We start from the raw sequence: 15,069 nt of genomic DNA, 5'->3' as shown, positions 1-15,069 counted from the left end.
TACTACCGTTGATCAATCCCAGCTCAAAGCCCCACCCGTCTGATACTCAATAACCCGCGTCTCAAAGAAGTTTTTCTCTTTCTTGAGGTCCATGATCTCGCTCATCCACGGGAACGGGTTGGTGGTACCCGGATACTCTTCCTTCAACCCAATCTGCGTCAGACGGCGGTTGGCGATGAATTTGAGGTAGTCCTCCATCATCGAGGCGTTCATGCCGAGGACGCCGCGGGGCATGGTGTCGCGGGCGTATTCAATTTCCAGTTGGGTGCCCTGGAGGATCATCTGGGTCGCTTCGTCCTTCATGGCGGCGTCCCACAGGTGTGGGTTTTCGATCTTGATCTGGTTGATCACGTCGATGCCGAAGTTCAGGTGCATGGACTCGTCGCGCAGGATGTATTGGAACTGTTCGGCGGTGCCGGTCATCTTGTTGCGGCGGCCCATGGAGAGGATCTGGGTAAAGCCGCAGTAAAAGAAGATGCCTTCCAGTACGCAGTAGTAGGCGATGAGGTTGCGTAGGAACTCTTTGTCCGTCTCGACGGTGCCGGTCTGGAAGGTCGGGTCGGAGATGGAGCGGGTGTACTTGAGGCCCCAGCTGGCTTTTTTCGCGACGCTCGGGATCTCGTGGTACATGTTGAAGATCTCGCCTTCATCCATGCCCAGCGATTCGATGCAGTACTGGTAGGCGTGGGTGTGGATCGCCTCTTCGAAGGCCTGGCGCAGGATGTACTGGCGGCACTCGGGATTGGTGATCAGGCGGTACACGGCCAGCACGAGGTTGTTGGCGACCAGGCTGTCGGCGGTGGAGAAGAAGCCGAGGTTGCGCTTGACGATGCGGCGCTCGTCCTCGGAGAGGCCGTCCGGGCTCTTCCACAGGGCGATGTCGGCGTTCATGTTCACTTCCTGCGGCATCCAGTGGTTGGCGCAACCATCCAGATACTTCTGCCAGGCCCAGTCGTACTTGAAGGGGACGAGCTGGTTGAGGTCGGCGCGGGCGTTGATCATCTGCTTGTCGCCGACGTGAACGCGGGCGGATTCGCCTTCGAGTTCGTCCAGGCCTTCCTGGATGTCGAGGTCGTCCAGGGCCTTCTTGGCACGGGCGACGGCAGCGGAGTCGTCAGAGGCAACGGCGCGTGCTTCTTCGACAGAGCCGGCGGCGTCCTGGTCGAGTTTGGCGGGGGCTTCGTTGCTGGCGGCAGCGGCTTGTGGGGCAGCCGGAGCGGCGGTGGTGGTTTCTTCTTCGTCGAATTCGTCCCAGCTCAGCATGGCGGTTTCTCCTGATTGGGGACCGGCGCGGCCGGTCGGGAATGTTCTGGGCTTTTGTGTGTGCACGCAAAAGCGGGTGTTTTGTTGGGTCGGGGTTTGGGCCCGGCCTTTGTTTTGTTCTGAGGGTTTTCCCCTCACCCTAGCCCTCTCCCCGGAGGGGCGAGGGGACTGGAGCAGGGCTGGCCTCTGCTATTGCACTAACTCAGATCGGGAGTTGGCGGATAGCTGATCGCGAGCAAGCTCGCTCCTACGAAAAGCGAAAAGCGAAAAGCGAAAAGCGAAAAGCGAAAAGCGAAAAGCGAAACTGGTCGCAGCAGCTCGGTGTGAGCGCGAAGCTGAGCGAGGCAGCGCTAGGCGCCGGGCGGGTCGGAGCCCCTGAGCGTACGCATGTACGTGATGGGGGCCGGCCTGACCGGCAACAACGCGCGGTCCGCTCTGGGGACCGCGACTTTCAACTACTTACTTATTGGCAGGCTTCGCAGTCTGGCTCATCGATTGCGCACGCTTTTGGCACCGGTGCCGGACCTGCCGACATTTCTGGCGCTGGTGCGGCTTTCGCCGGCGCAGCACTGGCGCCGCTGTTGCCACCGCTGGACACGGCGTTGAGCTTGCCGGTGTTGACGGTGGACTTCTCGGTGCTGGTCGCGGCCAGGGCACGGAGGTAGTAGGTGGTTTTCAGGCCACGGTACCAGGCCATGCGGTAGGTCACGTCCAGCTTCTTGCCCGAGGCGCCGGCGATGTAGAGGTTCAGCGACTGGGCCTGGTCGATCCACTTCTGGCGGCGGCTGGCGGCGTCGACGATCCACTTGGTTTCCACTTCGAAGGCGGTCGCGTAGAGGTCCTTCAACTCCTGCGGGATGCGCTCGATCTGCTGTACCGAACCGTCGTAGTACTTGAGGTCGTTGATCATGACCGCGTCCCACAGGCCGCGCGCCTTGAGGTCGCGAACCAGGTAGGGGTTGATCACGGTGAATTCGCCGGAGAGGTTCGATTTCACGTACAGGTTCTGGTAGGTCGGCTCGATGGACTGCGACACGCCGGTGATGTTGGCGATGGTCGCGGTCGGTGCGATGGCCATGATGTTGGAGTTACGGATGCCGTTCTTGACGCGGGCACGGACCGGCGCCCAGTCCAGGGACTCGGTCAGGTCGACGTCGATGTACTTCTGGCCACGCGCTTCGATGAGGATCTGCTGCGAGTCCAGCGGCAGGATGCCCTGGCTCCACAGCGAGCCCTGGAAGCTCTCGTAGGCACCGCGCTCGTCGGCCAGGTCACAGGAGGCCTGGATGGCGTAATAGCTGACCGCTTCCATGGACTTGTCGGCGAAGTCGATGGCGGCATCGGAGCCGTAGGGGATGTGCTGCAGGTACAGCGCGTCCTGGAAGCCCATGATGCCCAGGCCCACCGGGCGGTGCTTGAAGTTGGAGTTCTGCGCCTGCGGCACGGAGTAGTAGTTGATGTCGATGACGTTATCGAGCATCCGCACGGCGGTGCGCACGGTGCGCTCCAGCTTGGCGGTGTCGAGCTTGCCGTCGACGATGTGGCGCGGCAGGTTGATCGAGCCCAGGTTGCAGACGGCGATCTCGTCCTTGTTGGTGTTCAGCGTGATCTCGGTGCAGAGGTTGGAGCTGTGCACCACGCCGACGTGCTGCTGCGGGCTGCGCAGGTTGCACGGGTCCTTGAAGGTCAGCCATGGGTGGCCGGTTTCGAACAGCATGGACAGCATCTTGCGCCACAGGTCTTTGGCCTGCAGGGTCTTGTAGTTCTTGATCTTGCCGTATTCGATCAGGGCTTCGTAGTACTCGTAGCGCTCCTCGAAGGCCTTGCCGGTGAGGTCGTGCAGGTCGGGTACTTCGCTCGGCGAGAACAGGGTCCACTTGCCGTCGTCGAAGACGCGCTTCATGAACAGGTCCGGAATCCAGTTGGCCGTGTTCATGTCGTGGGTACGGCGACGGTCGTCACCGGTGTTCTTGCGCAGCTCGAGGAATTCCTCGATGTCCAGGTGCCAGGTTTCGAGATACGCGCAGACCGCGCCCTTGCGCTTGCCGCCCTGGTTGACCGCCACCGCGGTGTCGTTGACCACTTTCAGGAAGGGCACGACGCCCTGGGATTTGCCGTTGGTGCCCTTGATGTAGGCGCCCAGTGCACGTACCGGGGTCCAGTCGTTGCCCAGGCCGCCGGCGAACTTGGAGAGCAGGGCGTTATCGCGAATGGCGTCGTAGATGCCGCCCAGGTCGTCCGGCACGGTGGTCAGGTAGCAGGAGGACAGCTGCGGACGCAGGGTGCCGGCGTTGAACAGGGTCGGCGTGGAGGCCATGTAGTCGAAGGACGACAGCAGGTTGTAGAACTCGATGGCGCGGGCTTCGCGCTGTTCTTCCTCGATGGCCAGGCCCATGGCGACGCGCATGAAGAAGATCTGCGGCAGCTCGAAGCGCACGCCGTCCTTGTGCAGGAAGTAGCGGTCGTAGAGGGTCTGCAGGCCGAGGTAGGTGAACTGCTGGTCCTGCTCGTGGTTGATCGCGGCGCCCAGCTTGGCCAGGTCGAATTCCTTCAGGCGCGGATCGAGCAGTTCGAACTCGACACCCTTTTCCACGTAGGCAGGCAGGGCTTTGGCGTAGAGGTCAGCTATTTCGTGATGAGTGGCGGCTTCTGCGACATCGAGGAAGCTCAGGGCTTCGGCGCGCAGGGTGTCCATCAACAGGCGTGCAGTGACGTAGGAGTAGTTCGGCTCACGCTCGACCAGGGTGCGGGCGGTCATCACCAGGGCGGTGTTGACGTCGGTCTGCTCGACGCCGTCGTAGAGGTTCTTCAGGGTTTCTTTCTGGATCAGCGCGCCATCGACTTCTTCGAGGCCTTCGCAGGCTTCGGTGATGATGGTGTTCAGGCGTCCCAGGTCCAGCGGCGACAGGCTGCCGTCGGCACGCTTGATGCGGATGCTCGGGTGGGCGTCGACCGGTACGTCGACCGCGCCGCGCTTGCGCTCCTGGGTGCGCGATTCGCGGTAGATCACGTAGTCGCGGGCAACCTTCTGCTCGCCGGAACGCATCAGGGCCAGTTCGACCTGGTCCTGGATTTCCTCGATGTGGATGGTGCCGCCGGAAGGCATGCGGCGCTTGAAGGTGGCGGTGACCTGTTCGGTCAGGCGCTGCACGGTGTCATGGATGCGCGACGAGGCGGAGGCGTTGTTGCCTTCCACTGCGAGAAACGCCTTGGTGATGGCGACGGTGATCTTGTCATCGGTGTAGGGGACGACGGTACCGTTGCGCTTGATCACGCGCAGCTGGCCCGGCGCCGTGGCGGCCAGGTCCAGCGTGCCATCGGCTGCCAGCGGGTTCTCGCGAATGGACTCGTTCTGCATGGGGTCTCCGGATTCTCTCTGTCTCGGTAGATCGTGGGTGTTGGGCCTGCCTCGGGGGCGGCCGCGTTCTCGTACGGTCGGTCTGGCACTGCATGAACCATGCCCCGGCGAACCGGCACATGGGTCTGAAAAATGAAAACGATCCGGCACCAGTGGGTGGCGAATCGAATGCTCCGAGCATAGTCAGGCGTTGTTAACTTCTCAACCTCGAAACACAAGATGTTGTGTGACGCATCTATCGCGTTCGCTACTGCTGGTCTTGATTGCAATCAACGTTAAGGGCTGTCAGCCCGGGGCCCGCCTGTGCTTTTTGCGTGCTTAGGCGAGGCCGGCGCCGGCAGAAAGCGAGTGCAAAATTTTTTGCTTGCTTTTTTCGCCGTTTGTGTCTGCTTCGCTAAATACACCCAACATATGGGGTTAAAGCGGCTAGGGACGACAAGATAGTGCCCGTTTCACACGTGCGCAAGGCGCGAGAGCGGAACAACCTGTGGATAAGATGTGGGTGAGCTGTGCGCCATTCGGTCTATGCCTTGCCAGTACAGGGCTTGGCGGCGTTCGGATGAAATACCGGTCGCTCAGCCTCGTTTCGAGTGATGAAACGGCTGGGACGCAAACACTATATGTGGTGTTTTGTCAAAGTCGGGTTTTTGGATATCCAAGGCGCTGTGAGCGGACTTTTGACGGCGGTTATCGGGCCGTTCCGCGGTGCTGCACCAAGGCGCTGCGCTGGCGCTACAATGCCGGGCCGTTGTCTGGAGGGCGCATGGTGGATCAAGAGTCGTGGAACATCCTGATTGTCGAAGATGACCAACGGTTGGCCGCGCTCACGCGCGAATACCTTGAAGGCAACGGCCTGCGGGTAGCGATCGAGGGCGACGGTGCTGTCGCTGCCGAGCGCATCCTCACCGAACGCCCCGACCTGGTCGTGCTCGACCTCATGCTGCCCGGCGAAGACGGCCTGAGCATCTGCCGCAAGGTGCGCCACCGCTACGACGGCCCAATCTTGATGCTGACCGCGCGAGCGGATGACCTCGACCAGGTGATGGGGCTCGAGATCGGCGCCGATGATTATGTCTGTAAACCGGTGCGACCCCGGCTGCTGCTGGCGCGCATCCGTGCCTTGCTTCGTCGGCGGGAGGGGAGCGAGGCTGCGCCCGCGCCGAACAAGCGCCTGCAGTATGGGCCGCTGGTAGTCGACAGCGCGCTGCGTGAAGCCTGGCTGCGTGGAGAGAGCATCGAATTGACCGGTGCCGAATTCGACCTGCTGTGGCTGTTGACGTCCAACCCGGGCCGGATCATGTCTCGCGAACAGATCTTCGCCGAGCTGCGCGGTATCGAATACGACGGCCAGGATCGCTCCATCGATGTGCGCATCTCGCGCATCAGGCCCAAGATCGGGGACGACCCCGATCACCCGCGCCTGATCAAGACGGTGCGTGGCAAGGGCTATCTCTTCGTTTCCGAAGCAGCCGAAGCGCTGCAGTGAACTCCATATTCCTGCGGATCTACGGCGGCATGCTCGCCGTGCTGGTGCTGGTCGGCCTGCTGGGCACGGTTGCCTTGCAACAGCTCAACGAAGTCCGCGCCGACCACCATCGCGAAACCCTGGCCGCAGGTACCTTCCGCCTGATGGCGTACAACATGCAGAGCATGACGCCCATCGAGCGGCGCCAGGCAGCCAACCTTTGGGGTCGCTTGCTGGGCATCCCGCTGCGGGTGCGTACCTTGGAAGACGTCCGGTTGGAGCCGCGACTGGAAACGCGCCTGCTCAACGGGCAGGTGTTGGTCGAGCAGCTGCGGCCGAACAGCGTGACGGTGTATTCCTTGGTCAGCGGGACGGACCGGTTGGTGCTCACCGGCGAGGTCGAACAGCTCAGTGAGCAGCTGGCGCGGGCGACCATTTACCTGTTGATCGACGAGCTGGTCCGCTATCCCGAGGAGGAACAGCCGCAGCGCTTGGCTGAACTCAAGGAGGATCGCGGTTTCGGTTATGACCTGGAGCTGCTGACGCGCAACAGTGCCAGCCTCGACGACGACCAGCGTCGCCGACTCGACGAGGGCGATACCGTGATGGCGCTGGTGCGGGGTGGCGAGGCGATTCACGTGTTCGCGGCGGTCGCCGGCACGCCCTGGATCATGTCGATGGGGCCGCTGCATCAGTTCAACCCCTATCCCGCCGAATTGCTGATCGCCATCGCCGTGCTTGGCCTGTCGTTGATCGGCCTGACGGTTTATCTGCTGGTTCGCCATTTGGAGCAGCGCATGCGCGTGGTGGAGCGGGCGGCGACGCGCATCGCTGGCGGCAACCTCGAAACCCGCGTACCGGATGCCGGCACCGACTCGGTCGCACGGCTGGCTCGGGCGTTCAACGGCATGGCCAGCCACTTGCAACGCCTGCTGGCGGTGCAGCGCGAAATGGTCAGCGCCGTAGCCCACGAGCTGCGCACCCCCGTGGCACGCCTGCGCTTCGGGCTTGAAATGGCTGCTGACGCGCAAACTGCCGAAGCGCAGACCAAGTACCTGCACGGGATGGACGGTGACATCGATGACCTGGACCGGTTGGTCGATGAGATGCTCGTCTACACGCGCCTGGAACGCGGCTCGCCAGAGCTGAATTTCCAAGCGGTGGACTTGGCCGCGCTTGTCGATCAGGTCATCGGCGAGTTGGCGCCGTTACGCGCTGACGTTCAGGTCCTGCGTGGGCCGAGCAGCGAAGGCGACAGCCTTGTCGAGGGGGAGCCGCGTTACCTGCGCCGGGCGCTGAGCAACCTGGTCACCAATGCCATGCGCCATGCTGAATCACGCGTGGAGGTCAGTTTTCACCTCGATGCCGAGCGCGTGACGCTCTCCGTTGACGATGATGGCCCAGGCGTACCGGAAGAGGCGTGGGAGAAAGTGTTCACGCCCTTCCTGCGGCTGGATGACAGCCGCACCCGCGCCTCCGGAGGGCACGGTCTGGGCCTGTCGATCGTGCGGCGCATCACGTATTGGCATGGCGGCCGCTCTCACATCGGTCACAGTGAACTCGGTGGGGCGCGCTTCAGCCTGACATGGCCTCGTCGGCAGACGGCCAAGGTGCCGCGATAGCGCGACGGCAATGGCCGATGCCCAGCTACCAGCTAAGCGTGTGGAACGCTGATCAGGCTGAGCAGGTAACCGTCGAACAGGCAGAACTGGCCGTCGAGTTCGCTCCCGGCGCGCCACTCGGCGGACAGGTCTGTCAGCAGGCGCAGGCCGGCCGCCCCTTGGTCATCGTGATGAATGAGTTCCGCGTCCTGAAAATAGAAGCGCTTGTTCACCAGTGGGTAGAGCGCCTTGAACAGGCTTTCCTTGAAGGAAAAGGTCAGGGTGACGCGATGTGCGCGTTGCGTTTCGTCCAACGCGGCGTAGTCATGTAGCTCTGTGGGCGTCAGGATCTCGGCCGCCAGTCGATCGGCCCGGGCCACTGGCAGCAACTTTTCCACATCCAGCCCCAAGCCGCGCCAATACTCGTCGCGTGCGGTGATGGCTGCTGCCCAGCCGGCGCCATGGGTGATCGAGCCGACGGCGCCCGGCGGCCAGCAGGGCGCACGGTCCTCGCCGACTGTGGGAATGGCAGCCGTTCCGAGGGTGCGCTGTAGCGCCTCGCGTGCACAGAGCCGGCCAGCGAGAAATTCGGTGCGGCGTTTGTCTACGCCGTTTACCGGCGGCATGCCCCAGCGCAACAGGTCTTCCGGATCGAACCGGGTGGGGTCAAAGCGCGTACTGATCAACTGGGCGCCAGGCAACCGCTGGCGGAATGGCCAGGCGTCGTGCAATGGCGAGCAACAGGCGGGATGGGGCGAGTGGGCAGTCATGGCGCTAGTCTGCCGTATTCCCAGGCTTGCCGGGAGCGGCTGTGGCCGGGCGGGCCAGAATTCTGGGGGCGGCTTCGATGATCTGGCGCGACAGGTTCTCCATCCGCGGCGACTGCACTTTCCAGGTGTGCCAGTACAGCGCGATGTCCAGTGGTGCGTCGGGAGCCAGATCGACGACGTCGCCGTGCGCCAGTGCCTCTCCGAGCAGCAGCTCCGGCACCATGCCGTAGCCCAGCCCGTAGCGAATCGCGCTGAAGTGCGGTTCGGCGCCGGGTACGAAGTGGCAGGGGTAGGCGCCGTCCGGCAGGCCTAGCTGGTTGAGCAGGAAGGAGGCGGTGAGGCTGTCCTTGCGCGTGTAGGCAACGACCGGTGCCTTGCGTGCCGCCGCTCGGGTCAGGCCGTTGCCAAAGTGCTGCTGGCGAAAGGCGCTGGAGGTGACCAACCGGTAGCGCATGCTGCCCAGCGGGCTGGCGGTGCAACCGCGCATGGGCTTTGGTTCGGTGCTGATGCAGCCGATCGCCAGGCCAGTTTCCAGCAGGTTGTAGGTGTGGTCCTGGTCTTCGACGGTCAGGTCCAGCAGCACGCGTTCGCGAATCAGCACCTCGGACAGCGCCGGGAAGAACCAGGTGCCGAGGCTGTCGGCATTCAGCGCGGCGACCACCACTAGCGGCGCATCGCTGCGCTCGGCCAGTTCAGCAAGCAGATCGGCTTCCAGCAATTTCGCGCGTTTGAGGTATTGCAGCAGCCGCCGGCCGGTCTCGGTCGGGCGGCACGGCCGGCTTCGCACGACCAGGGCATTGCCCAAGGCACTTTCCAGTGCGCGCACGCGTTGCGAGATGGCCGGTGGGGTGAGGTGTAGCTGCACGGCGGCCTGCTCGAAGCTGCCGGTACGGATGACCGCGCGAAAGGCCTCAGTCTGCTTGGGGTCGAGATTCAAGCGGGTTTTCCTTGATTAAGGAAATATTTGTATAGCCTACATTTGCTTAGCCAGGCCGATTGTTCGGAAGTGTGCCCCATAATCGCGCGCCTTTCACCCGCCGTGCCCCGTTTGGAGTCGCCATGGAACTGCTGCATGTCATCTACCTGGTCGCCATTACTGCCGAAGCCATGTCCGGCGCCATCATGGGGATGCGCCGGGGGATGGACCTGTTCGGCATCTGCCTGCTGGGCACCGTGACGGCATTGGGCGGTGGAACGGCACGCGACGTGTTGCTCGGCCATTACCCCATCGGCTGGATCGCTCACCCGGAGTACCTCGCGTTCACCGTGGGGGCGGCGATCGTGACTGCCATGGTGGCGCGGCATATGCACCACCTGCGGCAGGTATTTCTGCTCGTCGACGGATTGGGACTGGTGGCCTTCACAGTGATCGGCTGCGGCGTGGCGATGGAAATGGGCGTTCACCTGTCGATCGTCGTGCTGGCGGGCGTCATCACCGGTGTTTTCGGCGGCCTGCTACGCGACATCCTGTGCAACGAGGTACCGATGGTGTTGCAACGCGAGCTGTACGCCACCGTGGCCTTGTTCACCGGCGTGCTCTACGTCGGGCTGCTGTGGTTGGGCGTCAGCAATTCGATCGCTTCGCTGGCGACGCTTTGCGCCGGCTTTCTCTTCCGCGTGCTGGCCATGACCTTCCACTGGAAACTGCCGGATTTCCAGGGCCGGGATATTCGCGGTCTGGACTGACCGGCAAGCCGGGTGCGCCCCGTCGCCTGAGCGCGCTACTGAGCAGATTCCAGCCCGCCGAGCCGCTACACTAGCGCGCTGGTTAACAAGGGGATGGATCCGTGCTCAAAGACCTGGGAATCAAAAGTCGCGTACTGGCGCTGACGCTGCTGCCAGCCACGGCGTTGGCCGTGATACTGGGCATCTATTTCACCTGGATGCAGCTGTCGGAAATGCGCCACCAGCTCGACGAGCGCGGCCAGTTGGTGGCCCAGCAACTGGCGCCTCTGGCGGCGCCGGCGATGGCCCAGGGCTACAGCAAGCGGCTGCAGCGCATTCTCAACCAGGTGCTCGACCAGCCCGACGTGCGCGCCGTGACCATCCTCGATACCGAGCGCAACGTGCTGGCCCACGCCGGGCCGAATATGGTCACCCCCTCGCCGCCGGCCGATCCCGAGGCCCTGACCCGCGTCAGCAGCGTCGATACGACGCGCATCCTGCTGCCGATCCTCGGCAAGCACCTCAACCTGGCGGCGGACAGCCTCGGCAACGACATGCGCCAGATCGGCTGGCTCGAACTCGAGCTGTCGCATCAGGGCACCCTGTTGCGCGGCTACCGCAGTCTATTCACCAGCTTGTTGCTGATTGGCGCGGGCTTGATCATCACCGCGCTGTTGGCGCTGCGCATGAGCGGTGCCATCAGCCGGCCGCTGCACAAGGTCAAGATGGCCGTGGCGCAGCTCAAGGAGGGCCATCTGGAAACCCGCCTTCCTCCGCTCGGCAGCCATGAAATGGACGAGCTGGCGGCAGGCATCAACCGCATGGCCGAGGCGCTGCTCAGCGCCCGTGAGGAGCTGCAGCAGAGCATCGACCAGGCCACCGAGGACGTACAGCAGAACCTCGAAACCATCGAGATCCAGAACATCGAGCTGGACCTGGCGCGCAAGGAAGCCCTGGAGGCCAGCCGCATCAAGTCCGAGTTCCTGGCCAACATGAGCCACGAAATCCGTACGCCGCTCAACGGCATCCTTGGCTTCACCCATTTGCTGCAAAAAAGCGACCTGACACCGCGTCAGCAGGATTACCTGTCGACCATCGAAAAGTCCGCTGACAGCCTGCTCGGGATCATCAACGAGATCCTCGACTTCTCGAAGATCGAGGCCGGCAAGCTGGTGCTCGACAGCATCCCGTTCAACCTGCGCGACCTGATCGAAGACACCCTGACCATCCTCGGGCCAGCGGCACATTCCAAACACCTGGAACTGGTCAGCCTGGTTTACCGCGACACGCCGCTGTCGCTGGTGGGTGATCCGTTGCGGCTCAAGCAGGTGCTGACCAACCTGGTGAGCAATGCGATCAAGTTCACCAACGAGGGCACCATCGTCGTGCGGGCCATGGTCGAGGACGAGCGCGGCGACCGTGCGCAGCTGCGCATCAGCGTGCAGGACACAGGCATTGGCCTGACCGACCAGGACATGCGCTCGCTGTTCCAGGCCTTCAGCCAGGCGGACAATTCGCTGTCGCGCCAACCAGGCGGCACCGGCCTGGGCCTGGTCATTTCCAAGCGCCTGATCGAACAGATGGGTGGCGAGATCGGCGTCGACAGCATTCCAGACGAAGGGTCCGAGTTCTGGATCAGCCTCAGCCTGCCCAAGGCGCGCGACGACATCGAGGACTTGCCCCGTGCCGTGTTGCTCGGTCGCCGGGTCGGCTTGTTGGAAGCACACCCGCTGGCGCGCCAGGCACTGCAACATCAGCTGGAGGGCTGTGGCCTGGAGGTGTTGTCGTTCGACACGCTCGACCAGTTGCAGGACGCCGTCGCCGAGGCGCGCACGGGCGACACGCCGATCGAAATCGCCGTGCTCGGCGTGACCAGCCGCGAAATCGCACCCCAGCCGCTGTGCCAGCGGTTGTGGGAGTTCGAGGGGCTGGGCTGCAAGTGCATCGTGTTGTGCCCGACCACCGAGCAGGCGCATTACCACGAGGCCTTGCCGGAATCCCACACTCATACCCAGCTGCAGGGCAAACCGGCCTGCACCCGCAAGCTGCAGCGCGTGCTGCTCGATCTGCTGCGCCCGGCGCAGGCTATTGTCGATCTGCCGTTGCTGCCGGAAAGTCGCCCACCGCGTGTGTTGTGCGTCGACGACAACCCCGCCAACCTGCTGCTGCTCGAAACCCTGCTCAACGACATGGGCGGGGAGGCCGATGCGGTCAGCAGCGGCCAGGAGGCGCTCGAAGCAGTCAAGCGCAAGAGCTATGACATGGTGTTCATGGACGTGCAGATGCCCGGCATGGACGGCCGCCAGACCACTGAGGCGATCCGCCAGTGGGAAGTCGACAGCGGCCAACCGCCGTTGCCGATCATCGCCCTGACGGCGCATGCGCTGTCCAACGAGAAGCGCTCGCTGTTGCAGAGTGGGTTGGACGACTACCTGACCAAACCGGTCAGCGAGCGGCAATTGGCGCAGGTCGTGCTCAAGTGGACCGGCTTGCCGCTGACGCGAAGCTTCCTGGCCGCGCCCATCGAGCCAGTACCGCTGGAAAACAACCTCAAGGTATTGGATGCCGAAGAGGGCTTGCGCCTAGCCGCCGGCAAGGCTGATCTCGCAGCGGACATGCTGAGCATGCTGTTGGCAACGCTGGAAGACGACCGCCGGGCGATCCGTGACGCCCGCCTGGCCGGCGACCAGCAGGGCATGATCGACCGCGTGCACCGCCTGCACGGTGCCACGCGGTATTGCGGCGTGCCTCAGCTACGCGCGGCGTGCGAGCGCAGCGAGACCTTGCTCAAGCAGAACCACCCCAGCGCCGCGCAGGCGCTGGACGAGCTGGACAGTGCGATCGAGCGACTCGAACACGAAGCGCGGGTAGTCTGATCGCGCCTGCACGCTGAGTTCGGCCCGGGGTCGGGCCTCCACGAAGTCAGGCGTGAGCACGGCTTTGTAGGAGCCGCGCCCTCGCGGCGAATGCGTAAGCGTCCCTGGCGGGTTATTCGCCCATCACTACGCCTTCCCGTCGCGGGTCGGCGCCGCCGAACCAGCCGTCCTCGGTGCGCTGGATGGCCTGAAGGCCGCTGGTCATTTCCATCTCGTTGACCTCATGCCCACGCGCCTCGAGCGCTCTCGGCGTGGCGGGTGGGAAGCGGCCGGCTTCGAGCACTGTGGGGCCGTTGAAGCTACCGAAGTTTGGCAGGTCGATGGCTCGCTGCGCATCGAGCCCCCACCCGTACATGCCGAGCAACGTCTTGGCCGTGAAATGAATGATGGCCGCGCCGCCCGGCGAGCCAACACTTGCCAGCAGCGTCTCCCCAGTGGCATCGAACACCAGCGTCGGGCTCATGCTCGAGCGTGGCCGTTTATTCGGCTCGACCCGGTTGGCAACTGGGCGGCCGTCGGCGTCACGTGGCTCGAAGGCGAAGTCGGTCAGTTCGTTGTTCAGCAGGTAGCCGCCAGGTAGGCCCGTGCCGCCATCGTTAAGCAGGCGAGACCCGAAGCCTTGCTCGATGGTGGTGGTCATGGCGAGGGCGTTGCCGTCGGCATCGACGATGCTGATGTGGCTGGTTCCATACTCAGGCTGTTCAGGCTGAGACGCCAAGGCGACCGGAATCGGACCCGGCTCGCCGGGCTGCGCGGTGCCCATGCTGCGTGGGCCGATCAGCTCAGCGCGTTGGCGAAGGTAGTCAGGGGCCAGCATGCTGTTCCACGTGCGCCCCGGAACCGGCACGAAATCCGGGTCAGCCAGGTATTTCGCACGGTCGGCATAGGCCAGGCGCGAGGCTTCGCTGTAGCGGTGCAGGAAATCGACGGAGGGCACGCCCTGGTCCAGCGGCGGCAGCGGGCCGAGGTGTTCGAGGATGCCAAGGATCTGCATCTGGGTGATGTGCCCGGACGATGGCGGCGGGAATCCACATACCTGGTATTGCGACTGCCAGAGCGTGCAGATCGGGTCGCGCTGGCGGGGCTCGTAGACGTTCAAATCGCTCAAGGCGATCTGCCCCGGGTTGGTCGGATGGTCGTTGACCTGCTTGACCAGCGCATAGGCGTTCTTGCCTTCGTAAAAAGCGCTGCTGCCGTCCTCGGCGATGGCCTGAAGCAGCTCCGCCAGCGCAGGATTACGCAGGCGATGGCCCACGGGCCAGGGCGTACCGTCCGGTTGGTAATAGAAAGCAGCAGCGGGCGGGTTGTCGCGCAGCGATGGGTCGCTCTGCAGCAGTGCATGCAGCCGCGGGCTCACCTCGAAACCGTCTTGTGCCATGCGGATCGCCGGTTGCAATAGATCGCGCCACGGCAACTTGCCGTACTGGCTGTGTGCCTTTTCGAGCATCTTGAGGGTGCCCGGCACGCCAACGGAGCGGCCGCCGACCACCGCTTTCTGGAACGCCATCGGCGTGCCGTCGGGTTCGAGAAACAGCGTCTCGTCGACCGCGGCAGGCGCGGTTTCGCGACCATCGAGCGCGACGATCTCCTGGCCGTCCCAGTGCAGCAGGAAGGCGCCGCCGCCGATGCCGCTCGACTGCGGCTCGACCAGGGTCAGCACCATCTGCACCGCGATGGCAGCGTCCAGCGCGCTGCCACCGGCCTTGAGAACGTCGTAGCCGGCTTGGGTCGCCAGCGGGTTGGCCGCTGCCACGGCGAAGCGGTCGGCCTGCCAACCGGGCTTGGGTGTGTAGCCGCTGCCTGCCTCGGGCGAGGGGGGCGTGGTGTCGTCGGTTCGATCGTTGTGGGTGCAAGCGGCGAGCGCCGCGAGAAGGGCGGCGGGGACCAGTAAGGCACGTCCGTTGAGCATGCGGTGTTCCTTGTCATAGAGCGGGATGTCGGTTCTATAGACCTAGACGACGAAGCAGGTTCTGCCAAGGCAGATCGAAACGAGGCGATACAGATAACCGGGGCAATGCCAGCCCGCTCGCGGCATTCATGCGGTGCGGCAACGGAGCAGCGGTCTGCCCGA

The 15,069-nt window shown here is 63.9% G+C and carries 9 protein-coding genes; 4 read left to right on the top strand and 5 right to left on the bottom strand.

The window, feature by feature from the left end; translation table 11 throughout:
* Positions 1-12: 12 nt before the first annotated feature.
* Both KXR72_RS05005 and KXR72_RS05000 read right to left on the bottom strand, forming a co-directional pair.
* Positions 13-1,263: a ribonucleotide-diphosphate reductase subunit beta gene (locus KXR72_RS05005; RefSeq protein WP_437419977.1), complete on the bottom strand. Its 1,251-nt coding sequence runs from the start codon at positions 1,261-1,263 to the stop codon at positions 13-15.
* 463 nt (positions 1,264-1,726) lie between these two features.
* On the bottom strand, positions 1,727-4,621 hold the full coding sequence (locus KXR72_RS05000) for a ribonucleoside-diphosphate reductase subunit alpha (protein WP_437419976.1): 2,895 nt from the start codon (positions 4,619-4,621) through the stop codon (positions 1,727-1,729).
* 766 nt (positions 4,622-5,387) lie between these two features.
* Here KXR72_RS05000 and KXR72_RS04995 point away from each other — a divergent pair.
* Together KXR72_RS04995 and KXR72_RS04990 are read left to right on the top strand one after the other, a co-directional pair.
* The gene (locus tag KXR72_RS04995; RefSeq protein ID WP_437420380.1) at positions 5,388-6,107 is read left to right on the top strand and encodes a winged helix-turn-helix domain-containing protein; all 720 of its coding nucleotides are present in this window, start codon (positions 5,388-5,390) and stop codon (positions 6,105-6,107) included.
* Positions 6,104-7,708 (top strand): ATP-binding protein, encoded by a 1,605-nt coding sequence (locus KXR72_RS04990; RefSeq protein WP_437419975.1) that lies wholly within the window; start codon positions 6,104-6,106, stop codon positions 7,706-7,708. Before KXR72_RS04995 ends, KXR72_RS04990 begins: the two co-directional genes overlap by 4 nt.
* A gap of 32 nt (positions 7,709-7,740) precedes the next feature.
* Here the strand turns inward: KXR72_RS04990 and KXR72_RS04985 are convergent, their stop codons facing one another.
* Both KXR72_RS04985 and KXR72_RS04980 read right to left on the bottom strand, forming a co-directional pair.
* Positions 7,741-8,457, bottom strand: coding sequence for a 4'-phosphopantetheinyl transferase family protein (locus KXR72_RS04985; protein WP_437419974.1), 717 nt, complete (start codon positions 8,455-8,457; stop codon positions 7,741-7,743).
* A 4-nt stretch (positions 8,458-8,461) separates the two neighbouring features.
* Positions 8,462-9,394: an HTH-type transcriptional regulator ArgP gene (locus tag KXR72_RS04980; RefSeq protein ID WP_437419973.1), complete on the bottom strand. Its 933-nt coding sequence runs from the start codon at positions 9,392-9,394 to the stop codon at positions 8,462-8,464.
* Between the two features lie 122 nt (positions 9,395-9,516).
* On the opposite strand from KXR72_RS04980, the gene KXR72_RS04975 reads away from it, so the two are divergent.
* Together KXR72_RS04975 and KXR72_RS04970 are read left to right on the top strand one after the other, a co-directional pair.
* Positions 9,517-10,143, top strand: coding sequence for a trimeric intracellular cation channel family protein (locus KXR72_RS04975; RefSeq protein ID WP_437419972.1), 627 nt, complete (start codon positions 9,517-9,519; stop codon positions 10,141-10,143).
* Positions 10,144-10,244: 101 nt separating this feature from the next.
* Positions 10,245-12,998, top strand: coding sequence for a response regulator (locus KXR72_RS04970; protein ID WP_437419971.1), 2,754 nt, complete (start codon positions 10,245-10,247; stop codon positions 12,996-12,998).
* A gap of 112 nt (positions 12,999-13,110) precedes the next feature.
* Here the strand turns inward: KXR72_RS04970 and ggt are convergent, their stop codons facing one another.
* Complete coding sequence (ggt, locus tag KXR72_RS04965) at positions 13,111-14,907, bottom strand: gamma-glutamyltransferase (protein WP_437419970.1); 1,797 nt, start codon at positions 14,905-14,907, stop codon at positions 13,111-13,113.
* Positions 14,908-15,069 lie beyond the last annotated feature (162 nt).

The sequence above is a fragment of the Stutzerimonas chloritidismutans genome (assembly GCF_051486945.1).
Lineage (GTDB): Bacteria > Pseudomonadota > Gammaproteobacteria > Pseudomonadales > Pseudomonadaceae > Stutzerimonas > Stutzerimonas chloritidismutans_B.
The sequence above is the reverse complement of the archived record's forward strand: the minus strand, read 5'-3'. Positions and strand labels throughout refer to the sequence as shown.